The organism is Streptomyces caelestis (assembly GCF_014205255.1).
Classification (GTDB): Bacteria; Actinomycetota; Actinomycetes; order Streptomycetales; family Streptomycetaceae; genus Streptomyces; species Streptomyces caelestis.
The window spans coordinates 8,503,375-8,530,352 of sequence record NZ_JACHNE010000001.1 but is presented as its reverse complement, the minus strand read 5'-3'; the positions used below and the strand labels follow the sequence as shown (position 1 = coordinate 8,530,352).

General features: G+C 72.6%; 19 protein-coding genes and 1 pseudogene. 4 read left to right on the top strand and 16 right to left on the bottom strand.

Going from position 1 to position 26,978, the window contains the following annotated elements; translation table 11 throughout:
- Positions 1-17: 17 nt before the first annotated feature.
- The 6 genes from HDA41_RS38560 to HDA41_RS38535 all read right to left on the bottom strand — a co-directional run bounded on the left by HDA41_RS38560 (position 18) and on the right by HDA41_RS38535 (position 5,414).
- Positions 18-920: a universal stress protein gene (locus HDA41_RS38560; protein WP_184992420.1), complete on the bottom strand. Its 903-nt coding sequence runs from the start codon at positions 918-920 to the stop codon at positions 18-20.
- 184 nt (positions 921-1,104) lie between these two features.
- Complete coding sequence (locus tag HDA41_RS38555) at positions 1,105-1,347, bottom strand: DUF397 domain-containing protein (RefSeq protein WP_010033039.1); 243 nt, start codon at positions 1,345-1,347, stop codon at positions 1,105-1,107.
- Between the two features lie 82 nt (positions 1,348-1,429).
- Entirely contained in the window at positions 1,430-2,596 is a 1,167-nt protein-coding gene (locus HDA41_RS38550) for a thiolase family protein (RefSeq protein WP_184992418.1), read from the bottom strand.
- Complete coding sequence (locus HDA41_RS38545) at positions 2,593-3,657, bottom strand: thiolase family protein (protein WP_184992416.1); 1,065 nt, start codon at positions 3,655-3,657, stop codon at positions 2,593-2,595. Before HDA41_RS38545 ends, HDA41_RS38550 begins: the two co-directional genes overlap by 4 nt.
- On the bottom strand, positions 3,654-4,595 hold the full coding sequence (locus HDA41_RS38540; protein ID WP_184992414.1) for a Zn-ribbon domain-containing OB-fold protein: 942 nt from the start codon (positions 4,593-4,595) through the stop codon (positions 3,654-3,656). Before HDA41_RS38540 ends, HDA41_RS38545 begins: the two co-directional genes overlap by 4 nt.
- 18 nt (positions 4,596-4,613) lie before the next feature.
- Positions 4,614-5,414 carry a crotonase/enoyl-CoA hydratase family protein gene (locus tag HDA41_RS38535; RefSeq protein WP_184992406.1) on the bottom strand — a complete coding sequence of 267 codons (801 nt, stop codon included), beginning with the start codon at positions 5,412-5,414 and terminating at the stop codon, positions 4,614-4,616.
- A 177-nt stretch (positions 5,415-5,591) separates the two neighbouring features.
- Between HDA41_RS38535 and HDA41_RS38530 the strand changes: the two genes are divergently transcribed.
- A complete protein-coding gene (locus HDA41_RS38530; protein WP_184992404.1) occupies positions 5,592-7,211 on the top strand; it encodes an acyl-CoA synthetase in 1,620 nt (539 codons plus the stop codon).
- Positions 7,212-8,014: 803 nt separating this feature from the next.
- Positions 8,015-9,793 carry an LTA synthase family protein gene (locus tag HDA41_RS38525; protein ID WP_230299807.1) on the top strand — a complete coding sequence of 593 codons (1,779 nt, stop codon included), beginning with the start codon at positions 8,015-8,017 and terminating at the stop codon, positions 9,791-9,793.
- Here HDA41_RS38525 and HDA41_RS38520 read toward each other — a convergent pair.
- The 3 genes and pseudogenes from HDA41_RS38520 to HDA41_RS38510 form a co-directional block, all read right to left on the bottom strand.
- Positions 9,765-10,487 carry an alpha/beta fold hydrolase gene (locus tag HDA41_RS38520; RefSeq protein ID WP_184992402.1) on the bottom strand — a complete coding sequence of 241 codons (723 nt, stop codon included), beginning with the start codon at positions 10,485-10,487 and terminating at the stop codon, positions 9,765-9,767. The two genes, HDA41_RS38525 and HDA41_RS38520, sit on opposite strands and share 29 nt — an antisense overlap.
- A gap of 53 nt (positions 10,488-10,540) precedes the next feature.
- Positions 10,541-11,382 (bottom strand): annotated as a pseudogene (locus HDA41_RS38515) (alpha/beta fold hydrolase).
- 64 nt (positions 11,383-11,446) lie between these two features.
- Positions 11,447-12,973 carry an acyl-CoA synthetase gene (locus HDA41_RS38510; protein WP_184992400.1) on the bottom strand — a complete coding sequence of 509 codons (1,527 nt, stop codon included), beginning with the start codon at positions 12,971-12,973 and terminating at the stop codon, positions 11,447-11,449.
- 154 nt (positions 12,974-13,127) lie between these two features.
- On the opposite strand from HDA41_RS38510, the gene HDA41_RS38505 reads away from it, so the two are divergent.
- Positions 13,128-15,566 (top strand): penicillin acylase family protein, encoded by a 2,439-nt coding sequence (locus HDA41_RS38505; RefSeq protein ID WP_184992398.1) that lies wholly within the window; start codon positions 13,128-13,130, stop codon positions 15,564-15,566.
- Between the two features lie 50 nt (positions 15,567-15,616).
- Here HDA41_RS38505 and HDA41_RS38500 read toward each other — a convergent pair whose 3' ends face one another.
- The 3 genes from HDA41_RS38500 to HDA41_RS38490 form a co-directional block, all read right to left on the bottom strand.
- A complete protein-coding gene (locus tag HDA41_RS38500) occupies positions 15,617-16,843 on the bottom strand; it encodes a DUF418 domain-containing protein (RefSeq protein WP_230299802.1) in 1,227 nt (408 codons plus the stop codon).
- Positions 16,844-16,990: 147 nt separating this feature from the next.
- Positions 16,991-18,544, bottom strand: a complete 1,554-nt coding sequence (locus HDA41_RS38495) for an acyl-CoA synthetase (RefSeq protein ID WP_184992396.1) — start codon at positions 18,542-18,544, stop codon at positions 16,991-16,993.
- Positions 18,541-19,650, bottom strand: coding sequence for an NAD(P)H-dependent flavin oxidoreductase (locus HDA41_RS38490; protein ID WP_184992394.1), 1,110 nt, complete (start codon positions 19,648-19,650; stop codon positions 18,541-18,543). Before HDA41_RS38490 ends, HDA41_RS38495 begins: the two co-directional genes overlap by 4 nt.
- 119 nt (positions 19,651-19,769) lie before the next feature.
- Here HDA41_RS38490 and HDA41_RS38485 point away from each other — a divergent pair, with 119 nt between their 5' ends.
- On the top strand, positions 19,770-21,539 hold the full coding sequence (locus HDA41_RS38485) for a serine hydrolase domain-containing protein (RefSeq protein WP_184992392.1): 1,770 nt from the start codon (positions 19,770-19,772) through the stop codon (positions 21,537-21,539).
- Positions 21,540-21,549: 10 nt separating this feature from the next.
- Here HDA41_RS38485 and HDA41_RS38480 read toward each other — a convergent pair whose 3' ends face one another.
- The 4 genes from HDA41_RS38480 to HDA41_RS38465 all read right to left on the bottom strand — a co-directional run bounded on the left by HDA41_RS38480 (position 21,550) and on the right by HDA41_RS38465 (position 26,899).
- A complete protein-coding gene (locus HDA41_RS38480) occupies positions 21,550-21,741 on the bottom strand; it encodes a DUF2795 domain-containing protein (protein ID WP_059415484.1) in 192 nt (63 codons plus the stop codon).
- 96 nt (positions 21,742-21,837) lie between these two features.
- Positions 21,838-23,415, bottom strand: a complete 1,578-nt coding sequence (locus tag HDA41_RS38475) for a phytoene desaturase family protein (protein ID WP_184992390.1) — start codon at positions 23,413-23,415, stop codon at positions 21,838-21,840.
- 341 nt (positions 23,416-23,756) lie between these two features.
- Positions 23,757-25,985 carry a serine/threonine-protein kinase gene (locus HDA41_RS38470; RefSeq protein ID WP_184992388.1) on the bottom strand — a complete coding sequence of 743 codons (2,229 nt, stop codon included), beginning with the start codon at positions 25,983-25,985 and terminating at the stop codon, positions 23,757-23,759.
- Positions 25,967-26,899 carry an oxygenase MpaB family protein gene (locus tag HDA41_RS38465; RefSeq protein ID WP_184992386.1) on the bottom strand — a complete coding sequence of 311 codons (933 nt, stop codon included), beginning with the start codon at positions 26,897-26,899 and terminating at the stop codon, positions 25,967-25,969. Before HDA41_RS38465 ends, HDA41_RS38470 begins: the two co-directional genes overlap by 19 nt.
- Positions 26,900-26,978: the final 79 nt, after the last annotated feature.

The following is a 26,978-nucleotide window of genomic DNA, read 5'->3' as shown; positions in this document are numbered from 1 at the left end:
TATCCATTACAGCGGGGTCAGTCCTCCGGCGGTGCCGGCGGCACCACCGCGACGGGGCTCGCGGCATGCAGCAGGACGGCGTGGGTGACCGAGCCCAGCATGCGGGCGGGTGCCAGCAGGTGCCGCCGGTGGCGGCCCACGACGACGAGGTCGGCGCCCGGGGAGGCCGCCACGAGGTGTCCGGCCGCGTCGCCCGCCGCCGGGACCGGCTCGACCGGGACGCCGGGGTGCCGTTCGCGGTACGGGGCGAGGAAGCCCTCGGCGAGGACCCGGGTCTGGTCCTCGATGACGTCCTGGTCGACGATCGGCGGGGGCAGCTCGCCGGGCGTCATCCAGGGCTGCGCGGGCCACGGGTAGGCGGCGACCGCCTGGAGCCGGGCGCCGCGCCGGGCGGCCTCGGTGAAGGCGAACTCGAGCGTGGCCTCGTCGGGGCCGTCCACCTTCAGGCCGACGACCACGCGCGAGCCGGGGCCGGCCCCAGTCCCGCCCTGGGCATCGCGTCCGGGCCGGGGCACCACCACGACGGGGCATTCGGCGTCGCGGGCGGCGGCGATGCCGTTGGAGCCGAGCAGCAGGCTGGCGAAGCCGCCTCGGCCCCGGGAGCCCAGGACCAGCAGCTGGGCGGAGGCGCCCTGTTCGGGCAGGACGGCGCCGGGCGCGCCCTCCAGGCCGACGTACTCCGTGTCCGGCAGACCGTCGAGGCCCTCCAGGTCGGCGCGGACCCGGTCGAGCACCGGGTCGTCCTGCGGATCCGGCGGTCCGGCCGCGAGCACCTCCGGCTGCGCCCAGTGGGCGTACTGGCGTACGTGCACCACACGCAGGGGGGCCGAACGCCGGCGGGCCGCGTCGAGGGCCCACTCCAGGGCGCGCTTGCTGTGGTCCGAACCGTCGACCGCCGCGATGACCGGCAGGGTGCTCATGGGTTCCTCGCCTTCCGGATTACGACCGTGCCTCCGGCCTCAGCCTGGCTCAGGCGGGGCCCCGGGAGGACGTCTCAGGTCGCGTGTCCGCAAATGCGGGCGGAACACCCCCGGATCGGCCGTCGGGTCACGGCCGTCCGGGACGGTTCCCAGGGTGCCGCCGTCGAGGTCGCACGGCAGCGCGTCAGGTGAGGTCGAACTCCCCTTCCCGCGCTCCCGACACGAACGCGCCCCACTCGGCGGGCGTGAAGATCAGGGAGGGGCTCTCCGGGCGGGCACTGTTCCGCATGGCGATGAAGCCCTCGACGAAGGCGATCTGGACATCCCCCCGCCCCCGGCTGCTGGACTGCCACTGTGCGTTGGTGAGGTCCAGCTCCGGCTTGTCCCAGCCCGTGAGCGGGCGCTGCTGGGTGGTGGTCTCGGCCACGTCCGTGCTCCTCCCGGTTCGTCGTCCGCGGCCAGCCTAGCGATCGTGTCCCATGGCCGACAGGGCACGTGAGGGGGACCTTTCAGGAGTCCGGGGGTTCGGCTCCCACGAGCCACATGGAGAAGAACTGCGAACCGCCGCCGTAGGCGTGGCCGAGGACCCTGCGGGCGCCGTCCACCTGGTGTTCCCCGGCCTGTCCGCGCACCTGGAGCGCCGCCTCCGCGAAGCGGATCATGCCGGAGGCGCCGATGGGGTTGGTGGACAGCACGCCGCCCGACATGTTGACGGGCAGGTCCCCGTCCAGTTCGGTCACGCCCGCCTCGGTGAGCTTCCACCCCTCGCCCTCGCCGGCGAAGCCGAGGTTCTCCAGCCACATCGGCTCGTACCAGGAGAACGGGACGTAGATCTCGGCGCCGTCGATCTCGCGGCGGGGGTCGGTGATGCCGGCCTGCCGGTAGACGTCGGCCGCGCAGTCCTGCCCGGCCTGCGGGGAGACGAAGTCCTTGCCGGCGAAGAGGGTCGGTTCGCTGCGCATCGCGCCGCCGAGCATCCAGGCGGGCGGTCGCGGTGCCCGGGCGGCTCCGGAGCGGTCGGTGAGGATCATGGCGCAGGCGCCGTCGGAGGAGGGGCAGGTCTCCGAGTAGCGGATCGGGTCCCAGAGCATGGGCGAGGCCATGACCCTGTCGAGGGTGATGTCGTGTTCGTGCAGGTGGGCGTAGGGGTTCTTCAGCGCGTTGCGCCGGTCCTTGTAGGCGACGAGGGCGCCGATCGTCTCGGGCGCGCCGCTGCGCCGCATGTACGCGCGGATGTGCGGGGCGAAGAACCCGCCGGCTCCGGCGAGCAGGGGCTGCTGGAAGGGGATGGGCAGGGACAGGCCCCACATGGCGTTCGACTCGGACTGTTTTTCGAAGGCGAGGGTGAGGACGGTGCTGTGGACACGGGCCGCGACGAGGTTCGCGGCGACGAGCGCCGTGGATCCGCCGACCGAGCCCGCGGTGTGCACGCGGAGCATGGGTTTGCCGACGGCACCGAGCGCGTCGGCCAGGTAGAGCTCCGGCATCATGACGCCCTCGAAGAAGTCGGGGGCCTTGCCGATCACGACGGCGTCGATGTCGGCCCACCTCAGCTCGGCGTCGTCCAGGGCGCGTCGGGCCGCCTCCCGGACGAGTCCCGCGATGGACACGTCCCGGCGTGCCGCGACGTGCTTGGTCTGGCCGATGCCGACGACGGCCACGGGCTCCTTGCTCATCGGGGCTCCCCTTCGAGTACGGCGACCAGGTTCTGCTGGAGGCAGGGGCCGGACGTGGCGTGGGCGAGGGCGCGGTCGGACTCGCCGCGGTGGATGCGGGCGGCGGCTTCTCCGATGCGGAGGAGACCGGCGGCCATGATCGGGTTGGCGGCGAGGGCTCCGCCTGAGGGGTTGACGACGACGCTGTCGTCGAGGCGGAGGGCCTTGCGCAGGACGATCTCCTGCGGGGTGAAGGGCGCGTGCAGTTCGGCGGTGTCCACGGGCCGTTCGAAGGCGCCGGCCCGCTCGGCGGCCAGGCGGGTGGACGCCGAGTCGGTGAGGTCGCGCACGCCGAGGCCGTGTGCCTCGATGCGGTGGTCGATGCCGCGGATCCAGGCGGGGCGTGCGCACAGGTCACGGGCCCGGTCGTCGGCCGCCAGGATCACGGCGGCGGCCCCGTCGCCGATGGGCGGGCAGTCGCCGGTGCGCAGCGGCCGGACCAGGTACTCCCCCTGCGCCACCGGCCCCTTGAGCTGTGCGTGCGGGTTGGCGGACGCCGCCTCACGGTCGCGGGCGGCGACGGCCGCGAGGGCGGGCTCGTCGGTGTCGCCGGCGTCGATGAGGGCCTGCGCCTGGAGGGCGGCGAGCGCCACGGAGTCGGGCCACAGGGGTGCCACGTAGTACGGGTCGAGCTGGCGGGTGAGGACGTCGCGGACCGAGCCTGGCGAGGATTTGCCGTACGCGTAGACCAGCGCGGTGTCGGCGTCACCGGTGAGGAGTTTGGTCCAGGCCTCGTACAGGGCCCAGGCGCCGTCCATCTCGACGTGGGACTCGGAGATGGGCGGCCAGGCGCCGACGCCGTCGAGGGCGAGGGTGAAGGAGAAGGCGCGGCCGGCGAGATAGTCGCTGGAGCCGGAGCAGGTGAAGTCGATGTCGGCGGTCTTCATGCCGGTGTGGTCGAGGACCTCGTGCAGGACCGGCATGAGCATCTCCACCTCGGAGAGCTCGTCGCTGGTGCGCCGGTGGACGGTCTGGGCGAAGGCGACGACGGCGACCTCGCGGTCCCCCGGTGCGCTCGTCACAGCAGCTCCTTGTAGGTGTCGTAGTCCGCGTCCGGTTCGCCCGTGGGCCGGTAGTGGTCGGGATAGCGGGCGCCGTCGGTCCACACCGGTTCGACGCGCAGCCCCATGCGGACCTCGTCGTACGGGATGCCGCCGATCCGGCCGTGCAGCGCCAGGTCGGCGCCGTCGAGGGCGATGTGGGCGTAGACGTAGGGCACCTCGATGTCGAGGTTCTTCGCCTTGATGTTGACGATGCAGAACGTGGTGACGGTGCCGCGCGGCCCCACCTCGACCTGCTCCGATGTGGCCACCCCACATGTGGGGCACGCACCCCTCGGGGGGACGTAGACCTTGCGGCAGGCGGGGCAGCGCTCGCCCACGGTCCGGCGGCCGGAGAGGGCGTTGATGTAGGCGGTCTGGGCGCGGCCGGGTGAGTAGGTGTAGTCGAGGCGGGCGGCGGCGACGATGCCGGTGACCGGGTCTGCGAACTCACCTGTGTGCCCTGCTGGTTCGGTCCGGTCGCCGTCGTACGGCTCGAAGCAGGCGATGTCCGTGATGGCGCCGGTGCGTTCCGCCGCCCAGCGGATGCGGACGCGCATGCCGGTGTGCACGGCGTGGGGGCCCGGGGCGTCGAGGGCGTGCAGCAGGGCGGTGTCGGCGCCGTCGAGGCGGACCAGGGCCCAGGCGAAGGGGGTGGTGAGGGGCTGGCCGCGGCGGGGGGCGTGGTTCCAGGCCCAGGTGGTGACCGTGCCGGTGGGGGCGACCTCGACGAGGTCGCGGATCTCCTCGGCGGTGTCGGGGTCGTACTCGACGGGCGGGACGAGGGTGCGGCCGTCGCCGGTGCGCACGCCGAGGACGACGCGTTCGCGCAGGCCGGTCAGGAAGGCGCTCTGGACGGGGCCGAGGGAGCGGGTGAAGGGGAACTCGACGACGAGAGGGGCTTTGAGTACTTCGGGCATGCCGGAGGGCTCCTTCGGTCAGGCGCGCTTGTAGACGGGCGGTCGCTTCTCCGCGAAGGCGCGGGCACCCTCCTTGGCGTCGGCGGTGTCGAAGACCGGCCAGCCCCGGGTGAGTTCGGCCGCGAGGCCGTCGGACTCGCTCATCTCGGCGGTTTCGTAGACGGAGGCCTTGACGGCCTCGACGGCCAGCGGTCCGCAGGAGTTGATCTGTTCGGCGATCTCCAGTGCCTTCGCGAGCGCCGTGCCGTCGGGGACGACGTGTCCGACCAGGCCGATGGCGGCGGCCTCGCGGGCGCTGTAGGGGCGGCCGGTGAGGAGCATTTCCAGGGCGTGGGTGCGCGGGATCTGGCGTTGCAGCCGGACCGTGGAGCCGCCGATGGGGAACAGGCCGCGCTTCACCTCGAACAGGCCGAAGGTCGCGGACTCGCCGGCGACGCGGATGTCGGTGCCTTGGAGCATCTCGGTGCCGCCCGCGACGCAGTACCCCTCGACGGCCGCGATCACCGGCTTGCGCGGGCGATGGTGGCGCAGCATCGCCTTCCAGTGCAGGTCGGGGTCGGCCTTGAGCCGGTTGCGGTACTCCTCGCCGGCCATGCCGTCGCCGGCGAGAGCCTTGAGGTCCATGCCCGAGCAGAACGTGCCGCCCGCGCCGGTGAACACGATCGAGCGAACCGAGTCGTCGGCGTCGGCCTCCAGCCAGCCGTCGTGGAGGCCGACGAGCATCGGCAGCGAGAGCGCGTTCCTGGCTTCGGGCCTGTTGAGCGTGAGCACCAGTGTGGCGCCTTCGCGCTGCACGGTGAGGTGTTCCGTCCCACCCATGGCCAACTCCCCTCTCGTGGAACGAGAACAGGTTGCAGTAGGGCGGGAGGCACTTCAAGGGTTTTCTGACAGATAGTCAGATTTCTTCGCCGCGAGCCCTTCACAGTTGGACCGCCCTTTGCTCTGATGACCGGCGAACCGTCCGATGCCAGGCACGTCCCGGGGTCAGGAGGAGCGGTGGAGTACAACCTTGCCGACCTGTTCGAGTCGGTCGTCGACGTGGTTCCCGGCCGTGAGGCTCTCGTGTACGTCGACCATCCGGGCACGGGCGCGGAGCGCCGCCTCACGTACGCGGAGCTGGACGCGGCGGCCAACCGGGTCGGCCACCATCTGCTCGACAGCGGGATACGGCCCGGGGAGCACGTCGGGCTCCATCTCTACAACGGCGTGGAGTACCTGCAGACGGTGCTGGGCTGCCTGAAGGCGCGGATCGTCCCGGTCAACGTCAACTACCGTTACGTCGCAGAGGAATTGGTGTACCTCTACCGGGACGCGGCTCTGGTGGGGCTGGTCTTCGACGCGGAGTTCACGGACCGGGTGGCGGCTGCGCGGCCCCGGGCGGAGAGGCTGCGGCATCTGGTCCGGGTGGGTGCTCCGGCGCCGGGGGCCGCCGCGGTGCCCTGTGTGGAGTTCGCCCATGCGGAGGCCGCGGGGTCGCCCCAGCGCGGTTTCCCGGCCCGCTCGGCCGATGACCAGTTCATCATCTACACCGGCGGTACGACCGGGATGCCCAAGGGTGTGATGTGGCGGCAGGAGGATCTGTTCTTCGCGGGGCTCGGCGGGGGCGCGCCCACCGGTGAACCGGTGAAGAAGCCGGAGGAGCTCGCCGAGCGGGTCGCGGCCGGTGGCGCGGGGATCACCTTTTTCCCCACGGCCCCGCTGATGCACGGCACCTCCACCCTCACGGCGTTCGTCGGCTTCAACTTCGGGCAACGGGTCGTGATCCACCGCAAGTTCGTGCCCGAGGAGGTGCTGCGGACCGTGGAGAAGGAGAAGGTCAGCAGCATCTCGCTGGTGGGGGACGCGATGCTGCGGCCGCTGATCGACGCGCTGAGCGGTCCGCTGCGGGACATCGACCGCTCGTCGCTGTTCAGCGTGTCCTCGTCCGGCGCGATCATGTCGGACACGGTGCGCCGGCAGTTCCAGGAGCTGGTGCCGGACGCCATGCTGCTGAACAACTTCGGCTCGTCGGAGTCCGGTTTCAACGGGACGGCGACGGAGGACTCGGGCCCCGAGCGGGGGTTCCGGGTCCGGGTCAACGCCCGCACGCAGGTGGTGGACCCAGCCACGTTCGAACCGGTGGCGGTCGGCGAGGTGGGCCGGATCGCCCAGTGCGGACACGTGCCGCTCGGCTACTACAACGACCCGGCCAAGACCGCCGGGACGTTCTTCGAGAAGGACGGCGAGCGGTGGGTGCTGCTCGGCGACATGGCCACCGTCGACGAGGAGGGTGTGGTCACCGTCCTCGGCCGCGGCTCGCAGTGCATCAACACCGGCGGCGAGAAGGTGTACCCGGAGGAGGTCGAGCAGGCCCTCAAGTCCCATCCGGACGTCTACGACGCGCTGGTGGCCGGGGTGCCGGACCCCCGGTGGGGCCACCATGTGGCGGCCGTGGTGCAGTTGCGGGAGGGGGCGGCGCGGCCGTCGCTGGAGGACATCCAGGCGCACTGCCGTGACCGGCTCGCCGGTTACAAGATCCCGCGCCAGCTGGTGATCACGGAGTCGGTCCAGCGGTCGCCGAGCGGCAAGGCGGACTATCGCTGGGCGCGGGAGGTGGCGACGGCGGCGGACGGGTGATTCTCCGGCCGGTCGATTGAACCCGAGGTGACGTACGGACGTACTGGTGGTGGCAGGCTCGGCCACCGGGCTCTGTTTGCCATGCCGGCAAGACCGCACGGAAGGACCACCGGGTGTCGCTCTTCACTCGCTCCCCACAGCAATCGGGCACGACCGGGAGCGGGGCGGAACCGGACGACGCCACCGGCGCGGCGGGGCCGGACGGTGGCACGGCAGGGGTGGCTCCCGACGGCGACACGGCCGCGGCGGAGTCGGGCGGGGACGCGGGCACGACAGGCCCGGACGGCGACGCCGGCGGGGCGGAACGGGACAGCGACACGGCCCCGGCGAAACCGGAGGGCGACGCCGGCACGACAGGCCCGGACGGCGACGCCGGCGGGGCGGAACGGGACAGCGACACGGCCCCGGCGAAACCGGAGGGCGACGCCGGCACGACAGGCCCGGACGGCGACGCCGACACGACGGAACCGAACAGCAGCGCGGCCTCGGAGGACGCGGACGACTCCACAGACGCGGTGGAGTCGGACGACGACATCGCCCCGGCGGGACCGGACGGCGGCACCAACACGGCTGGCCCGAAAGGTGACGTCGACACGACAGACCCGAACAGCAGCGCACCGCCGGCGTCCACGGACGACCACACGGACGCGACAGGACCGGACGGCGGTACGGCTGCGGCGGAGTCGGACGGGAACGCGGACACGGCGGAGTCAGGCGGAGACACGGCACCGGACGGCGACACCGGCACGACAGGCCCGGACGGTCACGTCGACACGACGGAGTCCGACGGCGGCACGGCCCCGGTGGACGCGGACAGTCGCGCCGCCGCCGCGACGCACACCGGCCATGCCCCTGCCTCGCGAGAAGAAGGTGACGACGTCGGCGGGCAGGCAGCAGGCGCCGTGGAGGGGACCTCGGACGCCGGGGCGAAACCCGGCCGGTTCGGATGGCGGCGTCGCTGTCCCCGTACGGCGCGCGGTGTCAGCGTGGGGACGACCGTGCTGGCCGGTGCGCTCGTGGCGTTCGCGCTGCTGCTGCCGAACCGGATCGAGCGGATCGAGTTCGCGTCGTTCGTGCGTATCCCCGCCGAGGGCGTGCTGCTCACGGGTCTGCTGCTCGCGCTGCCGCCGAGGCCCCGGCGGATCGTGGCGGTCGTCTCGGGCGTGTTCCTGGGGCTGGTCACGGTCCTGAAGTTCGTCGACATGGGCTTCTACCAGGTGCTGGCCCGGCCCTTCGACCTGGTCCTGGACTGGATTCTCATCGAGCACGCCACGGACTTCCTGCGGGAGACGTTCGGCCGTACCGGACAGGTGCTGGCCGTGATCGGCGTGATCGTGCTGCTCGTCGCGGTGCTGGTCCTCACGACGCTCGCCGTGGTGCGACTGACGGACCTGATGGTCCGCCACCGTCCCGCCGCCGCCCGTACGACGCTGATCCTCGGCACGGCGTGGATCACCTGCATGACTCTGGGCGTGCAGATCGGCACCGTGCCGATCGCCACCAAGGGCAACGCGGAGTTCATCGGCAACCGGGTGGAACAGGTGCGGGCCGGTCTGAAGGACGCGCGGGTCTTCGAGAAGCAGGCCGCCGTGGACGCCTTCGCGAAGACGCCGCCGGACCAGTTGCTCACGGGGCTGCGCGGCAAGGACGTCCTGTTCACCTTCATCGAGAGTTACGGCCGGGTCGCGATCGACGACCCGGCGATGGCGAAGCAGACCGACGCGGTGCTGAAGGAGGGCACCGCTTCGCTCAGGGCGGCCGGGTTCGACTCGCGCAGCGGCTGGTTGCAGTCGCCGGTGACGGGCGCGGGCAGCTGGCTCGCCCACTCGACCTTCCTGTCCGGTCTGTGGATCAAGAACCAGCAGCGGTACCGCAGCCTGACCACGAGCGACCGCATGACACTGACCAACTACTTCCGCAAGACCGGCGCCTGGCGGACCGTCGGCATCGTCCCCGGCGTACGCCGGGCCTGGCCGGAGGGGAAGTACTTCGGCCTGGACCACATCTACGACTCCGAGCACCTCGGCTACCACGGCCCGTACTTCAGCTGGACGCCGGTGCCCGACCAGTTCAGCATGGAGGCCTTCCAGCGCCTGGAGCACGGCAGGAAGGACCGTCAGCCGATCATGGCGGAGATCATCCTGGCCTCCAGCCACAACCCCTGGTCGCCCATCGCCCGCATGATCGACTGGGAGGACCTCGGTGACGGTTCGGTGTTCCACCGGATCAAGAAGGAGGGCACCAACCCCACGGAGGTCTGGAAGGACCCGGAGAGGGTGCGCACCGAGTACCGGCGTGCCATCGAGTACTCGATCCGCAGCCTGACCGAGTGGGTCGAGCGCTACGGCGACGAGGACACGGTGCTCGTCTTCCTCGGCGACCACCAGCCGGTGCCGACGGTCACCGCCGGCGACACGGGCAAGGACGTGCCGATCACCATCGTCGCCCGCGACAAGAAGGTCCTGGACCGGGTCGCGGACTGGGGCTGGACCGACGGCCTCAAGCCGGCCCCGGAAGCGCCCCGGTGGGGCATGGACAAGTTCCGCGACCGTTTCATGACGGCGTACGGTCCGCAGGGCTGAGGAACTCCCCCACCGCTGCGAGGAACTCCTCGGGCCGTGCCTCGTGCACGAGATGCCCGGCGCCGATGGTGACGCGCCGGGCATCGGGAAGCAGCTCGGCGAGGGCGGCGATCTGCTCCTGGGGGATCAGGCTCGTCGGCCCGCCACCGATCAGCAGGGTGGGCATGGTGATCCGCCCCATGTGGTCCCACCACACGGGATCCGGGGCGTTGCGCTGTTGGTCGGTGGCGAGGATCATCGCCCAGTCGTACGGCAGGTCCCCGCCGGGCCGTTCGGCTGGAGGGCGCGGCGGGTCCAGCGGGAAGGGCGCGGGTACGTCCTCCAGGACGAGCCGCCGTACGAGCCGCGGGCTGTGCTGGGCGAGCGAGTAGGCGACGGCGCCACCGAGCGAGTGACCCACGACGTCGGCACGGGCGATGCCGAGCGCGCCGAGGAAGGCGAGCACGTCGTCGCGCATGGCCTCGTAGGCGTATCCGCCGGGCCAGTCGCTGCGGCCGTGCCCGCGCAGGTCGGGGGCGTACACCCGGCGGGGTCCGGCGGCCAGCGCGGGGGCGATCTCCGCCCAGTCTGCACCGTCGGCCCCGCGGGCGTGCGGGAGTACGACGGGCGGCGCGTCCTTTGGCCCCCGGACGCGGTAGGCCAGGGTGATGCCGTTCGCCCGTACGGTGCGCGGTTCTGGGTCCGTTCCGGGCACGGTAGCGGGGTGACGAGCGCGGACCGGGCTCGCTCTGCGGAGAGCAGAGGATCTCAGTCCTGTGCGTGCAAGAAGCGTGCGACGCGTCGCACGAACCATTCCGGGTCGTCCAGCCACGGGTAATGTCCCGCCGCCGGCTGCACCGCCAACTCGGCCGCCGGGAACACCTCGGCCGTACGCCGGGCCAGGCCGGGACGCGGGCCGCCGTCGACCTCACCGGCGAGGACGAGCACCGGGGCGGTGACGCGGGCGAGCGCGGAGCGTGTCGCGTCCGGGGCGTAGGCGCCGTCCGCCCCGTAGCGGTCCCCCGCTTCGTCGTTGGTCTCGTGCTCCTCGCGGTCGGCGTGGGCGCGGGCGGTGCCGTCCCAACGGCCGTAGAGAACGGCAGGAACACGGGGTCGAAGTCACCGGTACCGGACAGCCAGGACTCGAACGCCGGGAACGCGTCGGCGAACCAGGGTTCGGACGCGCGCAGCCGGGCCGCCGCCAGCCGGTCCTCGGCCGTCGCCGGCAGGCCCAGCGCCCACGGGGTGGCGGTGATGAGCGCCAGCCGACCCAGCCGGTCCGGATACCGAGCCGCGTACAGCAGGGCGAGACTGCCGCCCGCCGAGTGCGCGAGCACGTCCATCCGCTCCAGGCCCAGGTGGCGGCGCAGCGCCTCGACGTCGTCCACGAGCCGGTCGCAGCGGTAGGTCGCCGGGTCCTCGGGCGCCGCGGACCGGCCTGTGCCGCGCAGATCGAGGAACACCAGCTGTCGGTGGGCGTCCAGTCCGCCCAGGTTCCCGAGGTACGCGGAGGCGCGCATGGGTCCGCCGGGCAACACGACCAGCGGCTCGCCCGTGCCGCGTATGTGGCAGGCGAGCCGGGTCCCGTCCGGGGCGGTGAAGATCGGCATGGCGTCGATCCTCACGCTCTCGGGGTTTCCGGCACAACGGGGTTTTGTCGACGGCGGGTTGACGTCACCCGGCCGGGGCCGCGAGTCCCGGCTCGCCTCCGAGGCTCGTCCTCAGCTCCCGTTTGAGGATCTTCCCGCTGGCGTTGCGCGGGAGGCCCTCCACGAACACCACCCGCTTCGGGGCCTTGAAGGGGGCGAGCTGCTCGCGGGTGTGGGCGATGAGTTCCGCCTCGGTGACCTCGCCGCGTGGGACGACAACGGCTGTGACGGCCTCGACCCAGCGCTCGTCGGGCAGGCCCACGACCGCCGCCTCGGCGACCTGCGGGTGGGTGTACAGGGCGTCCTCGACCTGGCGTGAAGCGACCAGTACGCCACCGGAGTTGATGACGTCCTTCACCCGGTCGACGATCGTGTAGTAGCCGTGCGCGTCCCGTACCGCGAGGTCGCCGGAGCGGAACCAGCCGTCGCGGAAGGCCTCGGCGGTCTCCTCGGGCTTGTCCCAGTAGCCCTCGCACAGCTGCGGAGAGCGGTAGACGATCTCGCCGGGGGTGCCGTCCGGTACGTCCTTGCCTTCCTCGTCGACCACGCGCGCGTCGACGAACAGCACCGGACGGCCGCAGGAGTCCATGCGCCCCTTGTGTTCCTCGGGGCTGAGGACGGTGGCCAGGGGCCCGATCTCGCTCTGCCCGAAGCAGTTGTAGAACGCAAGGTTCGGCAGGCGTTCCTTCAGCCGTTCCAGTACGGGCACCGGCATGATCGACGCTCCGTAGTACGCCTTGCGCAGGCCGCTCAGGTCGCGGGTGGCGAAGTCGGGGCGGTTGGACAGGGCGATCCAGACGGTGGGCGGGGCGAACAGGCTGTCCACGCGGCCCGTTTCGACCAGGTCGAAGAGCCGGTCGCCGTCGGGTGCGTCGAGGATGACGTTCGTCGCACCGACCGCGAGGTAGGGCAGCAGGAAGACGTGCATCTGCGCCGAGTGGTAGAGGGGCAGCGCGTGTACGGGACGGTCACCCGCACTGAGGTCGAGGGCGGTGATCGCGCTCAGGTACTCGTGGACCAGGGCGCGGTGCGTCATCATCGCGCCCTTGGGCAGGGCGGTCGTCCCGGAGGTGTACAGCAGTTGCACGAGGTCCTCGGTGCGCGGCTCGGGGCCGTCGTACGGGGGCGCCCCGGTGAGCCGGGCGAGGAGTGAGTCGCCGGCGTCGCGCAGGGGCAACGTCCGTACGGCGTCGGGGAGTCGCCCGGCGAGGTCCGGGTCGGTGAGGATCAGGGAGCTGCCGGAGTGGCCGACGATGTAGGCGAGGTCGTCGCCCGTCAGGTTCTGGTTGACGGGTACGTGCACCAGGCCCGCGCGGGCGCAGGCCAGGAAGGCGATCAGGTAGGCGTCGGAGTTGTGGCCGTACGCGCCCACCCGGTCGCCCGGAGACAGCCCCTGGCCGAGGAGGACGCTCGCCGCTCGGGAGACGGCGGTGTCCAGTTCGTCGTACGTCCAGGTGCGGTCGCCGTACTCCACCGCGACGCGCGCCGGGGTGCGTCGGGCGCTGCGCCGCAGGACTCCGTCGACCGTGCTGCCGTGTCCTGGCGTCGTCATGACACCTGATCCTCGGTTCACCGCCGGGCGAGGTCAAGAACCGACCGGCTCAACCCTGCCGCCGCCAGAGGCGTCCGCTGTCATGGTACTGACGTGCGAACAGCACATCCGTACGCTCAAGTCTCTTTTTCCCTCACTGAGGTTGGAGGGCACCATGCGCAGCCGCCTGAGACGACTCGTTCTCGGGGCCACGGCCCTGTTCACGGCCGCGTCCGCGTTACCCGCGGCCGCCGCCCCGAGCCCGGGACGAGCGGAGCAGCACCCGTCCCGCGACGGCCTGTCCGCCGTCATCCGCTACACCGAGTACGGCATCCCGCACATCCTTGCGAAGAACTACGCCGATCTGGGCTTCGGTACGGGCTGGGCACAGGCAGCCGACGAGGTCTGCACGCTCGCCGACGGCTTCGTGACCCTGCGGGGCGAGCGCTCCCGGTACTTCGGCGCCGACGCGGCCGCCGGCGGCGCCCTCTCCGCGGCCAGGACGAACCTCGCCAGCGACCTGTACTTCCGCGGGGTCCGTGAAACCCGCACCGCGGAGAAGCTGCTCGCCGAGCCCGCACCCGTGGGCCCGAGCCGTGCAGCCCGGGACATGATGCGCGGCTGGGCGGCCGGTTACAACGCCTGGCTGAAGCAGAAGAAGATCACGGATCCGGCTTGCGCGGACGCCTCCTGGGTCCGTCCGGTCACCGAGCTCGACGTGGCCGCCCGCGGCCTCGCCATCGCCTCGATCTCCGGCGAGGGACGCTTCGTGGACACGATCACGGCCGCGCAGCCACCGACCGGAGCCGGCACCGTCTCCGGCGCCCCCTCCTCCCGGCCCGCCGCCCGCACGCCGGACGCGAAGGCCGTGGCGAAGGCGGCCGACGAGCTGTGGGGCGACCCCGGCATGGGCTCCAACGCGGTCGCGTTCCGCGGCGACACCACGGCGGGCGGCAGCGGCCTGCTGCTCGGCAACCCGCACTACCCGTGGCAGGGCGGGCGCCGGTTCTGGCAGTCGCAGCAGACGATCCCCGGCGAGCTGAACGTCTCCGGTGGCTCTCTGCTCGGCACCCCGGCGATCTCCATCGGCTTCAACGCACATGTGGCGTGGAGCCACACCGTCTCGACCGGCATACCGGCCAACTTCCACCAGCTGACGCTGGATCCGGCCGACCCCACGACATACCTCGTGGACGGCGAGCCGGAGCGTATGAAGAAGCGGACGGTGACGGTCGCGGTGAAGGACGGCGCGCCGGTGACCCGTACCCAGTGGTGGACCCGCTACGGCCCCGTCGTCACCTCCCTGAGCCCCCAGGTCCCGCTGCCGTGGACCGGTACGACGGCGTACGCCCTGCACGACCCGAACGCCGCGAACCTCCGCTTCGCCGACACCTCGCTCGGCTTCGGCAAGGCGCGGAGCACGGAGGACGTCCTCGCGTCCCTCGACCGGCACCAGGGCATCCCCTGGGTGAACACGATCGCCGCCGACCGCGCGGGGCATTCCCTCTACACCCAGTCCCAGGTGCTTCCGCGCATCACCGACGAGTTGGCGGAGCGCTGCTCGACGGCGCTGGGCAGGACCACGTATCCGGCGTCCGGTATCGCGATCCTCGACGGCTCGCGCGGCGACTGTGCCCTCGGCAGAGATCCCGACGCGGTGGCGCCGGGCATCTTCGGGCCGGCGCGGATGCCGACACTCCGGGACGCGCCGTACGTGGAGAACTCCAACGGCACCGCGTGGATGACCAACGCCGACCGGCCGATCACCGGATACGAGCGGGTCTTCGGCACGGTGGGGACGCAGCTCGGGCTGCGCACGCGCGGCGGGATCGAGGACGTGACGGCGATGGCGGACCGGGGCCGCCTGACCGTACGCGATCTGCAACGGCAGCAGTTCGCCAACCGGGTGCCCGCGGGTGATCTCACCGCGGCGGACGCGGCACGGGCGTGCGCCGCTCTGCCCGGCGGCACGGCGACCGGCAGCGACGGCAAAACCGTCGACGTGTCGGAGGCCTGTGGGGTGCTGACGGCGTGGGACCGCACCATGGACACCGGGAGCCGGGGAGCGCTGCTGTTCGACCGTTTCTGGCGGAAGCTGGAACAGGCGGTGCCGCAGGCGGAGTTGTGGAAGGTGCCGTTCTCGGCGGCGGACCCGGTCCGTACGCCGAACACGCTGAACACGGACGCGCCCGGCTTCGCTGTCGCCCTCGCCGACGCGGTGGCGGAACTGCGCGCCGCGGGCATCGCGCTCGACGCGCCGCTGGGCGCGCACCAGTTCGTCGTCCGCGGCGGTGAGCGCCTTCCGATGCCCGGCGGTGGGGGGAGGCTCGGCGTGTGGAACGTGCTCGAACCTACGTGGAACGCGGCCGGGGGCGGCTACACGGAGGTGCCGTTCGGCAGCAGTCATCTCCAGGCGGTGGGCTGGGACGGCAGCCGCTGCCCGGTGGCCCGCACCCTGCTGACGTACTCCCAGTCGTCGAACCCCGAGTCACCGCACTTCGCCGACCAGACCCGGCTGTTCTCCGGTGAGAAGTGGGTGACGTCGCGCTTCTGCGAGAAGGACATCCTGACCTCGCCGAAGCTGAAGGTCGTCCGGGTGCACGAGCGCCGCTGACCGTGCTGACGGGGTGCCGCTCCCGGTGGCGCGGCACCCCGTTCGTCACGTCATGCCCTGCCGGCCCGGGGCCCGTACATCAGCCGGCGCAGCACCGCTTCGGCGGGCCCCCGGCGGCCGGCCCGTTCCAGGGCGTACGCCCCGGCCACGGTGACCAGCCAGACGGCCAACGCGAAGAGCGCCATGGTCGTGCTGCCCAGGTGCGCGCCGAGGCCGAGTCCCCAGGCCGCCAGCACCGGGGCGAAGAGCAGTGAGTGGGCGAGGTAGCAGGACAGGGACCGTTTGCCGACGGAGGCCACCGCCGTCACCGCCGTCGCGCCGCGGCGGAGGGGCCCGCGGGTGGTCCACCAGTGCGCGAGGAGGGCCACGGCCGCGACATAGCCGAGGCCCGCGGCGTTGCCGGTGATGTCGCGGAGGGCCGTGAGCGCCCCGGATTCGCTCTGCATGTCGTCCGGCACGTGCAGGACGCCGATGTGGGCGAGGGCGGCGGGCAGCGCGCCGAGCCAGCCGACCGCGATGCCGATGACCGCCGTCAGGCGCAGCAGCGTGCGGTGGCGGCCCGGTTCCTCCAGGACGCGGCGGCGTGCGGCCCGGAAGCCGAGCAGGAAGAGGATGTACCCGCCGCCGACGAGGGTCAGTGGCGCGGCGGCGAAGGTGACGAACAGGCCGGTCTCGAGCCGGGTGCCCGCCGCGGTGAGCCAGCTCTCCTCGTCCGACGCGTACGCCTTGAAGCCGGCCTCGGCGTCGGCGTCACCCAGGGTGCCCAGGTCGCCCTGGAGGAGCGCGGCGATGACGGGCCCGGCCGTGACGAGCGCCATCAGGGCGACTCCGATCCAGATCCACCACGTGAGAGCGCGCTCGCCGCGCCGCAGGAAGGCCAGGCCCAGGACGAGGCTCAGGACTCCGTAGAAGCCGATGATGTCCCCGGCCATCAGCAGGGTGGCGTGGGTCAGGCCGATGACGATCAGCCAGAGGCTGCGCTTGCGCAGGAGTTTCGCGGCGTCGCGCCCGTCGGTGCCGGCGGCGGTCTGCCGGAGGTAGAGCTGCATCATGCCGTAGCCGAAGAGAAAGGCGAAGAGCGGGTAGATCCGCAGGTCGAGGACCATGATCATGGTGAACTGCACGGCGTGGTCCAGCCACGAGCCGTCCACGGGCTGCCATCCGGAGGGCCCGCGCCGGGCCGCCCACAGATGGAAGGCGGTGTTGGACAGCACGATGCCCAGCAGCATGATCCCGCGTGCGAGATCGGGGGCGAGCGCCCGGCCGTACGCCCCCACGCCGCAGCGGTCCCTCTTCGGTCGCGATCGTCATGACTTCACGCTAGGAAGGCGGGGTGGCGCCGGACATCGGCCGGAGGGCGAGCGAGCGCCGGCCAAAGGATGACGCCCGTGCCCGGCCGGTGCGACCAAAGCCGCATCGCCGCCTCACACCGGTCGGTTCCGGCCCTCCCAGTACGGCTCCCGCAGCCGGCGCTTGTACAGCTTGCCGTTGGGATCGCGGGGCATCTCGGTGATGAAGTCGACGCTCCTGGGCCGCTTGTAGCCGGCGAGCCGGTGCGCGCAGTGGTCGAGGAGGTCGGCCGCGAGGGCGGGCCCGGGCCGGTGTCCGGGGGCCGGTTCGACGACGGCCCTGACCTCCTCGCCCCAGTCGTCGTGCGGGATGCCGAAGACGGCGGCGTCCGCGACGGCGGGGTGGGCGAGCAGGGCCGACTCGATCTCGGCCGGGTAGATGTTGACGCCCCCGGAGATGATCAGGTCGATCTTCCGGTCGCGCAGGAAGAGGTAGCCGTCCTCGTCGAGGTGGCCGAGGTCGCCGACGGTGAAGAAGTCGCCGATGCGGTTCTTGCGGGTCTTGGCCTCGTCCTTGTGGTAGGAGAAGCCGCCGGTGTTCATCTTCATGTAGACGGTGCCGAGTTCGCCTGGAGGCAGCCGGTTGCCGTCGTCGTCGAAGATCGCGAGTTCGCTGATGGGCCAGGCCTTGCCGACGGTGCCGGGTTTCTTCAGCCAGTCCTCGGCGGTGGCGAAGGCGCCGCCGCCCTCGCTGGCCGCGTAGTACTCCTCCACACAGGGGCCCCACCAGTCGAGCATGGCCCGTTTCACGTGGTCGGGGCAGGGCGCGGCGCCGTGGATGGCGTGCCGCAGGGAGGAGACGTCGTAGCGGCCCTTCACCTCGTCGGGCAGGGCCAGCAGGCGGTGGAACTGGGTGGGGACCATATGGGTGTGGGTGCAGCGGTGGGCGTCGATGAGGCGGAGCATCTCCTCGGGTGTCCACTTGTCCATCAGGACGAGCCGGTGGCCGATGTGCAGGGACGCGCCCGCGAACTGGAGGACGGCCGTGTGGTAGAGCGGCGAGCACACCAGGTGCACGTTGTCGTCGAACGGCCGGATGCCGAAGATGCCGAGGAAGCCGCCGAGGTAGGCCTCCTCCGGCGGTTTGCCGGGCAGCGGGCGGCGAATGCCGCGCGGGCGGCCGGTGGTGCCGGAGGTGTAGTTCATGACCCAGCCGAGGGTGCGGTCGGCGGGCGCCGACCCGGGCTGCCCGTCGAGGAGTTCGGCGTAGGGGCGGAAGCCCTCGACCGGGCCGACGGCGTACCGGTGGGTGGCCGGGAGGCCGGCCTCGTCGGCGGCGTGGCGTGCCGCGTCGGCGAAGCGCTCGTGGGCGAGGAGGACCTTGGCGCCGGAGTCGGAGACGATCCACGCGATCTCCGGTCCGACCAGGTGGTGGTTGACGGGGACGAGGTAGAACCCGGCCTGGCTGGCGGCGAGGTACGCGGTGAGGAACTCGACGCCGTTGGGCAGGACCACCGCGAAGGTGTCGCCGCGTTCCAGCCCGGCCGCGCGCAGACCGTGGACGAGCCGGTTGGCGGCGGAGTGCAGGCGGCCGGCGGTCCACTCCTCGCCATCGGGGGCGACCAGGACCGCGCGGTCGGGGTCGGCGGTGGCCTGGGCCCAGAAGCCCGCGGGAACGCTGTTGTTCACTGGCCGCTCCTTCCGGCGATGCGGTTGACGCGGTCCACGGCCTGTTCGAAGCCGCGGGTGAGGTCGTCGAAGACGGCCTGGACGCTGCGTTCGCTGTTCATGCGGCCGACGATCTGCCCGACCGGGGTGCCGAGCAGGGGGTCGACCTCGTACTTCTGGATGCGCGAGACGGCCTCGGCGACCAGCAGGCCCTGCAACGGCATGGGCAGCGGGCCGGGCCCGGCCGGGTCGTCCCAGGCGTCGGTCCACTCGGTGCGCAGCTGGCGTGCGGGCTTGCCGGTCAGTGCGCGGGAGCGGACGGTGTCGCCGGAGCCGGCCGCGAGCAGCTTGCGGGTGAGGGCGGGCGAGTGGAGGTCCGCCTCTGTGGTGGTCAGCCATAGGGAGCCCAGCCACACACCTTGAGCGCCGAGGGTGAGTGCGGCAGCCACCTGCTGTCCGCTGCCGATGCCGCCGGCGGCCAGCACGGGCAGCGGGGCGACGGCGTCGACGACCTCGGGGGTGAGCACCATGGAGGCGATCTCGCCGGTGTGGCCGCCGGCCTCGTAGCCCTGCGCCACGACGATGTCGATCCCGGCGTCCTTGTGCTTGCGGGCGTGCCGGGCGCTGCCCGCGAGGGCGGCGACGAGCACGTTCCGGTCGTGGGCCCGGGCCACGACATCGGCGGGCGGGGAGCCGAGGGCGTTGGCGAGGAGCCGGATCGGGTAGTCGAAGGCGACGTCGAGCTGGGTGCGGGCGACCTGCTCCATCCAGCCGGTGATGCGCCAGCCGGACGCCTCGCCCTCGGCGAGTTCGGGCACGCCGTGTTCGGCGAGGGTGTCCCGCACGAACTGCCGGTGCCCCTCGGGGATCATCGCCTCGACATCCGCCACGGTGACGCCCTCGACCTTCTTCGCCGGCATCACGACGTCCAGGCCGTACGGCATGCCGTCCACGTGCGCCTCGATCCAGTCCAGGTCGCGTTTGAGCTCGTCGGGGTCGGTGTAGCGGACCGCGCCGAGCACGCCGAAGCCGCCGGCCCGGCTGATGGCCGCGGCGACGGCGGGGAACGGCGTGAAGCCGAAGACGGCGTGCTCGACTCCCAGTTTCTGGCTCAGCTCCGTCTGCATGGGCGCAGGATGCCGGACTCCTCCGGAGGACGGAAGGGGTTTCCTGATACACCGTCAGATTTATGGTCGGTGCCCGGGGACATACTGTCCGGGACGTCCGGAACGCGGGAGGATGCGCGGTGACCGAAGGAACGGCAGACAGAGCGACGACGAACGGTGGGCTGACGCGCAGGCGTGCCCTGGTCCTGGGTGGCGCCCTGGCCCTCGCCCCCTTACCCGCCGAGGCCGCCCCGGTCACGGGGCGTCCCACCTTGCGGCACGGCTCGGCCGCCCGCGCCGGACTGCTCCCCTCCCACCTGCGTCAACTCGTCACCGACGCCGAGGCGTTCCTCGGTCCCTCCCCCGAGCACCCCTGGTACGCGGGCGCCGTCCTGCTCGCCGGACGGGGCGGCACCGTCGCCCTGCACCGCCCCATCGGCATGGCGATGCGGTACCGGGCCTATGACGAGAAGACCGACACCGGCGTCGAGTTACCGGTCGGCGAGCAGATCCCCATGGCCGAGGACACCGTCTTCGACCTGGCGTCGGTGTCGAAGCTGTTCACCTCGATCCTGGCCGTGCAGCAGATGGAGCGGGGCGCGCTGGAGCTGGAGGCGAAGGTCGCCTCGTACCTGCCGGACTTCGGACGTGCGGGCAAGCAGGACATCACGATCCGCCAGCTCCTCACGCACACCTCGGGCTTGCGCGCCTGGATCCCGCTGTACAGCGCGCCGACGTACGAGGAGAAGCTCCGGCTCATCTGGAACGAGGCGCCGGTCAGCGCGCCGGGCACGGCGTATCTGTACTCGGACCTGAACCTCATCTCGCTCCAGCTCGTGCTGGAGCGGATCACGGGCCGCTCCCTGGACGTCCTCCTCCACGACGAGATCACCGCGCCGCTCGGCCTGCGCCGCACCCGCTACAACCCGCCCGCCTCGTGGCGGCCCGGGATCGCGGCCACGGAGGACGCGCGCCCTCCGTGGTCCGGGCTCGACCGGGGCCTGGTGTGGGGCGAGGTGCACGACGAGAACGCCTTCAGCCTCGGCGGCGTCGCGGGCCACGCGGGCGTGTTCTCCGACGCGTGGGACCTCGCGGTCCTCGGCCGTACGCTGCTCAACGGCGGTGTCTACGGGCGGGCGCGGATCCTGACTCCGGAGTCGGTGGAGCTGATGTTCACCGACTTCAACACCGCGTTCCCCGGGGACGAGCACGGCCTCGGTTTCGAGCTCTACCAGCACTGGTACATGGGCGCGATGGCCACCCCGCGCAGTGCCGGGCACACCGGCTTCACCGGCACCTCGCTGGTGCTCGACCCGACGACCGACTCGTTCCTCGTCGTACTGGGCAACTCTGTGCACCCGGTGCGCAGTTGGCGCTCCGGTTCGGCTCCCCGGGTGGCCGCCGCGAACAACCTGGCGCGGGCCGTCCCGGTCCGCCCGGTACGGGGGCGCACGGCCTGGTTCTCCGGGACGGCGGTCTCCGCCACGGCGACGCTCACCCTCCCCACGCTCGACACGTCGTCCGGCCGGGCGCGGCTGCGCTGCGCGCTGTGGTGGGACACCGAGCCCGGAGCCGACGCCCTGGTCCTGGAGGCGACGGCCGACGGGGGCACGACCTGGCTGCCGGTGCCCTTCACGACGTCCCGCCGGGGTGAGGACCCCCGGCAGCACCCGTCGGGCTCGGTCACCGGCTGGTCCGGTCGCGTCTGGCACCGGCTCACCGCCGGCCTCCCCGCCACGCGGCGGCTGGTCCTGCGGTGGCGGTACGCGACGGACCGGCGGTACGTCGGCCGCGGGGCCTACGTGGACGGGCTGCGCGTGGACGCGGCCGACGACGTCCTCTTCGACGAGGCGCGCCCGGCGGACGCGTCGCGCGTCGAAGCGGTGGGATGGACACCGTCGGCCGACTGAGCGGCTCCGGTCACTGGTTGAAGACGGCCTTCTGCACCTCGTTCGGACCCTCGAAGCGGTCCTGCTTCAGGCTGTCGAGGCGGCTGACGACCTTGTCGTCGGCGTGGTTGCTGCGGGCACGTTCCACCAGGTGCTTCTTGTCCGTCGGGTAGTCCATGCCCTTCAGGGCCTTCTGCAGATCGGTCGGGCTGAGATCGGCCATGAGAGCCTCCCGTGGGTGGTGCGACCGTCCGCGCGGGGCGGCCGGCTGGTACGGATACCTTCGTGCTGTCGGAGTGCCCCGCAGGACGGCAGTGATTCAGTCGTTCCTGATGTCCAGCACCGCCATGGCGGCGTTGTGCCCCGGCACCCCGCTCACCCCGCCCCCGCGTACCGCGCCGGCCCCGCACAGCAGCACGTTCGCGTGCCGGGTCTCCACGCCCCAGCGGCCGGTGCCGTCCTGGGCGTGGGGCCAGCTCAGCTCGCGGTGGAAGATGTTGCCGCCGGGCAGCCCGAGGTCCCGCTCCAGGTCGAGCGGGGTCCGGGCCTCGATGCAGGGCCGTCCGTCCGCGTCGATGGCCAGACAGTCGGCGAGCGGTTCGGCCAGGTGGGTGTCGAGCTGGGCGAGTGTCGACTTCAGCAGCTCCTCGCGTACGGCGTCGTTGTCCCGCTCGAACAGACGGGCCGGAGTGTGCAGGCCGAAGAGGGTGAGCGTCTGGTAGCCCTGGTCGGCCAGGTCCGGGCCGAGGATGCTCGGATCGGTGAGCGAGTGGCAGTAGATCTCGGAGGGCGGAGCCTCGGGCAGGTCACCGGCGGCGGCCTGGGCGTGGGCGGTGGCCAGCTGCTCGTAGCCCTCGGCGATGTGGAAGGTCCCGGCGAACGCCTCGCGCGGGTCGACGGCGCTGTCGCGCAGCCGGGGCAGCCGCGTGAGCAGCATGTTCACCTTGAGCTGGGCGCCCTCGGCGGGAGCCGGGGGTGTGTCGCCGGTCAGTTCGGCCAGGGCTTGCGGGGAGGCGTTCACCAGGACGTGCCGGGCGGCGACGGTGCCCTCGCCGTCGGCGGTGCGGTAGGTGACCTCGGCCTCCTGGCCGTCCGTGGCGATGCGCAGCGCCGCATGGCCGGTGGCGAGGACGGCGCCCGCAGCGCGTGCCGCGTCGGCCAGTGCGTCGGTGAGGGCGCCCATGCCGCCGACCGGCACGTCCCAGTCGCCGGTGCCGCCGCCGATCACGTGGTAGAGGAAGCAGCGGTTCTGCTTCAGCGACGGGTCGTGGGCGTCGGCGAAGGTGCCGATGAGCGCGTCGGTGAGGACCACGCCGCGCACCAGGTCGTCCCTGAAGTGCTCCTCGACGGCGACTCCGACCGGCTCCTCGAACAGCATCCGCCAGGCTTCCTCGTCGTCGAGGCGGCGGCGCAGTTCCTCGCGGGTGGGCAGCGGCTCGGTGAGGGTCGGGAAGACCCGCTGGGCGACGCGGCCGGTCATGCCGTAGAACTCCTGCCAGGCCCGGTACTCGCGGTCAGAGCCGGTGAGCCGGGCGAACGCCTCCCTGGTCCGCCGTTCACCGCCGCCGACGAGGAGCCCGGTGGGGCGGCCGCCGCGTTCGGCGGGCGTGTAGGAGGAGATGGTCCGGGCGCGTACCCGGAAGTCCAGGTTCAGGTCCCGCACGATCTTCTTCGGCAGCAGACTGACCAGGTACGAGTAGCGCGACAGCCGGGCGTCGACCCCGGCGAAGGGCCGGGTGGACACCGCCGCGCCACCGGTGTGGGCCAGCCGCTCCAGCACCAGCACGGAACGGCCGGCCCGGGCCAGGTAGGCGGCGGCGACCAGGCCGTTGTGGCCACCGCCGACGATGACGGCGTCGTACGTCCGGTGTGCGCGGGGTCCCAGGGGTGCGGTCATGGTTCTTCGTAACACGGGGTGATCCGGATCGGCCAGACGAACGGCGACCGGGCATCTCGACAGTGCGGCACGGCCCGGCGGACGCAGGGCTGCCTGCTTTGGCTGGCTACTGGCTGCTGGCTGCTGGCTGCTGGCTGCGCACGGTCGCCACCGGCGCACCCGCGCGCCCCCGGCGGCGGACGCCCGTCCCCACGCAACGCCGCCCCGGTACACCAGCGCGCGTCACCGCCCGGCCGGCGCGCGCTGCCCGCGTACGACCACCACCCGGTACATCCGCCCGTCGCCACCCCGCCGACGCCCGCTGCCCGCGCACGGCCACCCACCCGGCACAGCGAGTCCCGTCACCCTCCAGCCGACGCGCGCTGCCCGCGCAGGGCCGCCACCCTCCGGTACAGGGCCACGGCCTCCTCGCTCCGGCCCAACTGCTGGAGGCAATGCGCTTCGTCGTTGCGGCTGGCGAGGGTGTCGGGGTGGTCCGGGCCGAGGACGCGGTCGCGGGCGGCGGCCACCCGGCGGTACTCGGTGAGCGCGTCGGCCCAGCGGCCCAGCCAGCCGAGGCCCACGGCGACCTCGCGGCGGCTGACCAGGGTGTCCGGGTGGTCGGGGCCGAGGACCCGCTCGCGGACGGCGCTCACGTCACGGGACTCGGCGAGGGCCTCCTCCCAGCGGCCGAGCCGGCCGAGGTTGACGCAGCGGCCGTGGCGGGCGCGCAGGGTCTCGGGGTGCGTGGGGCCCTGGACGCGGGTGCGATCCGCGGCCAGGTCGCGGTAGAGGTCCAGGGCCTCCGCGCTGCGGCCCAGGCGGCCCAGGCTGATGCCGATCTCATGCCGGGCGGCGAGCGTGTCGGGGTGGTCGGGGCCGAGGGCGCGGCCGCGGGCCTCGGCGACCTCGCGGTACCTCTCCAGGGCTTCTGCCCAGCGGCCCAGCTGGCCGAGCGCGTAGGCGACCTCGTAGCGGGTGACCAGGGTGTCGGGGTGGTCGGGGCCGAGCACACGGGCGCGGGCGGCGGCCACCTCGCGGGCCATGCGGTAGGAGTCCTCCAGGCGGCCCAGGCGGCTGAGGTTGAAGGCGAGGTTGTGCCGGCAGCGCAGGGTGTCCGGGTGGTCGGGCCCCATGGTGCGCTCCCGGGCGGCGAGCACCGCTGTGTACACCCGGTGGGCATCGAAGGCGCGGCCGAGCTGGCCGAGCACGTAGGCCATCTCCTGGCGGGCCGCGAGCGTGTCGGGGTGGTCGGGGCCGAGCGTGCGGATCCTGGCCTCGGTGACGTGCTTGTACTCGCGCAGGGCGTCCGCGGCGCGGCCGGTGCGGCTGAGGGTGAAGGCGACCTCGTAGCGGCTGGCGAGGGTGTCCGGGTGGTCGGGGCCGAGGAGGTGCTCGCGTTCGGCGGCGACCGCCCGGTGCACCTCCCCCGCCTCCGCCCAGCGGCCGAGCCGGCCGAGGCTCAGGCCCGCGTTGTGCCGGCCGGCCAGGGCGGTCAGGGCCTCCGGGGGCGGGGCGGGCCGCTGTTCGGGGGCGGGTTCCCCGACGGGGCCGGTGGCGGGCCGCGCGATCCACTCGCCGGACAGGCCGGCCGCCGGGTCCGGCGGTGTGGTGCGCAGTCCGGCGCCCGCCGCCTTGTGGCCGGTGGTCATGCCGTGGGTCCAGGACGGCAGCCGGCCGACCCGCGCCATCGCGTCGGGAGCGGGCCGGGCCGCCACGACGGTCGGCACGTACGCGGGCGCGGCCCGGTGCGCGCTGATCCGGCGGGCCAGCTCCCGTGCGTCGCCGGGTCGTTCGTCGGGTTCCTTGGCGAGCAGGTCCAGGATGACCCGCTCGAGGTACGCGGGCAGTTCGGGGCGGTGCTCGCGCGGCGGTCGGGGCGGTGTGTCGCGGTGGCCGACGAGGATCGCCCAGGCGTCGTCGAGGTCGAACGGCGGTACGCCGGTGGCGATCTCGTACAGGACGCAGCCGAACGAGTAGAGGTCGCTGCGCTGGTCGACCTCGGTGCCGCCGATCTGCTCCGGGGACATGTAGTGCGGCGTACCCATGGCGATGCCGGTGCCGGTCAGCCGGGAGGTGAAGCCGATGTCGTGGCCGAGCCGGGCGATGCCGAAGTCGCAGATCTTCACCGTGCCGTCGCCGATCCGCACGATGTTGGCGGGCTTCAGATCGCGGTGCACGATGCCCTGTTCGTGGCAGTAGGCGAGCGCGGCGGCGACCTGCTCGGCGATCTCCAGGACGTCCGCGACCGGCAGCGGGTGCTGCTTGTTGTCCTCCAGGAGCTGGCTGAGGTTGCGGCCGTCCAGCAGTTCCATGACGAGGTAGAGGACACCGTCGGACTCGCCGAAGTCGTGCACGACGGTGATGCCGCGGTGCTGGAGCGCGGCGGCCACCCGGGCCTCACGGCGGAACCGTTCCCGCAGCACGCGGGTGAACGCGTGGTCGTGGTTCGCGCCCAGCGGTTTGAGGCACTTGACGGCGACGTGCCGGCCCAGTGACTCGTCCCGTGCCCGCCACACCTCACCCATGCCGCCGCGCCCGATCCGGTCGAGCAGCCGGTACCGGCCGTGGATCAGCCTGGTCTCCCCCATCTCGCGCGACGCTCCCCCCGGTAGCTGTTCGCCCGCCCCTCCCCTGGCCCACCCAGTATGGCGGGCTGTCGTCCGAGTTTGCACGGCGCCGGACGCGCGTCCGGGCCGAGCCTCGCCATGGCGCGCAGGATGTGTTTGGGCGGGAGTTGCCACCGCACACGTGCGGGAACACGGCGCAGCAGGAGACCGGTGAGTCGCAGTTGCCGGGTGGCGGTGGCGGGTGCGGGGGCCGGTCTGCCGTACAACTCGTGGGCGTACGGAGGCAGGGAGGCGTACGCCAGTTGTGCCACGCGCCGCCACAGCACTTCGCGCAACGGTACGAGGAGGGGGTGCGTCGGCGGGCGGAGCAGGAAGTCGTCCACCTCGCGCGCCTCGGGGCCGGCGGCCAGTTCGGGGCGCACCTGCTCGAAGTACGCCGCCAGTCGGGCCCTGTCGGCGGGTACGGTGCCGGGGTCGAGGCCCACCAGGCGTGCGCTCTCCCGGTGTTCGGCGATGTAGCGGTCGGCCTCGGCGTCGGTGAGCCGGAACCCGGACCTGCGCAGGACGTCCAGATAGGAGTCGATCTCGGCGCAGTGCACCCAGAGGAGCAGACCGGGCTCGTCGACGCCGTAGCGCTCGCCGGTGTCCGGGTCGGTCGCCGTCAGCATGCCGTGGATCTTCCGGACGCGGGCGCCCGCCCGCTCGGCGGCCTCGGTGGTGCCGTACGTCGTCGTGCCGACGAAGTTCGCGGTGCGCATCAGGCGGCCCCAGGCGTCACGCCGGAAGTCCGAGTTCTGCGTGACGCCGCGTACCGCGCGGGGGTGCAGGGCCTGGAGGTAGAGCGCCCGGATGCCGGCGATCCACATCATGGGATCACCATGCAGCTGCCAGGTCACCGAACCGGGGCCGAACAGCCCGGGGTCCGCGCCGACCATGCGACTCACCTCCGCCCGGCGCCCACGATGACACAGTTCGAACAGTGGGTCGATACCGCCGGGTTCGCCGCCCCTGCCG

Bases quoted from the DNA above. Each gene is read 5' to 3' on its own strand.
- HDA41_RS38560 (WP_184992420.1), bottom strand. From the start codon at position 920: ATGAGCACCCTGCCGGTCATCGCGGCGGTCGACGGTTCGGACCACAGC.
- HDA41_RS38550 (WP_184992418.1), bottom strand. From the start codon at position 2,596: ATGAGCAAGGAGCCCGTGGCCGTCGTCGGCATCGGCCAGACCAAGCAC.
- HDA41_RS38535 (WP_184992406.1), bottom strand. From the start codon at position 5,414: ATGGGTGGGACGGAACACCTCACCGTGCAGCGCGAAGGCGCCACACTG.
- HDA41_RS38475 (WP_184992390.1), bottom strand. From the start codon at position 23,415: ATGACCGCACCCCTGGGACCCCGCGCACACCGGACGTACGACGCCGTC.
- HDA41_RS38480 (WP_059415484.1), bottom strand. From the start codon at position 21,741: ATGGCCGATCTCAGCCCGACCGATCTGCAGAAGGCCCTGAAGGGCATG.
- HDA41_RS38510 (WP_184992400.1), bottom strand. From the start codon at position 12,973: ATGACGACGCCAGGACACGGCAGCACGGTCGACGGAGTCCTGCGGCGC.
- HDA41_RS38540 (WP_184992414.1), bottom strand. From the start codon at position 4,595: ATGCCCGAAGTACTCAAAGCCCCTCTCGTCGTCGAGTTCCCCTTCACC.
- HDA41_RS38505 (WP_184992398.1), top strand. From the start codon at position 13,128: ATGCGCAGCCGCCTGAGACGACTCGTTCTCGGGGCCACGGCCCTGTTC.
- HDA41_RS38465 (WP_184992386.1), bottom strand. From the start codon at position 26,899: ATGGTCGGCGCGGACCCCGGGCTGTTCGGCCCCGGTTCGGTGACCTGG.
- HDA41_RS38470 (WP_184992388.1), bottom strand. From the start codon at position 25,985: ATGGGGGAGACCAGGCTGATCCACGGCCGGTACCGGCTGCTCGACCGG.
- HDA41_RS38490 (WP_184992394.1), bottom strand. From the start codon at position 19,650: ATGCAGACGGAGCTGAGCCAGAAACTGGGAGTCGAGCACGCCGTCTTC.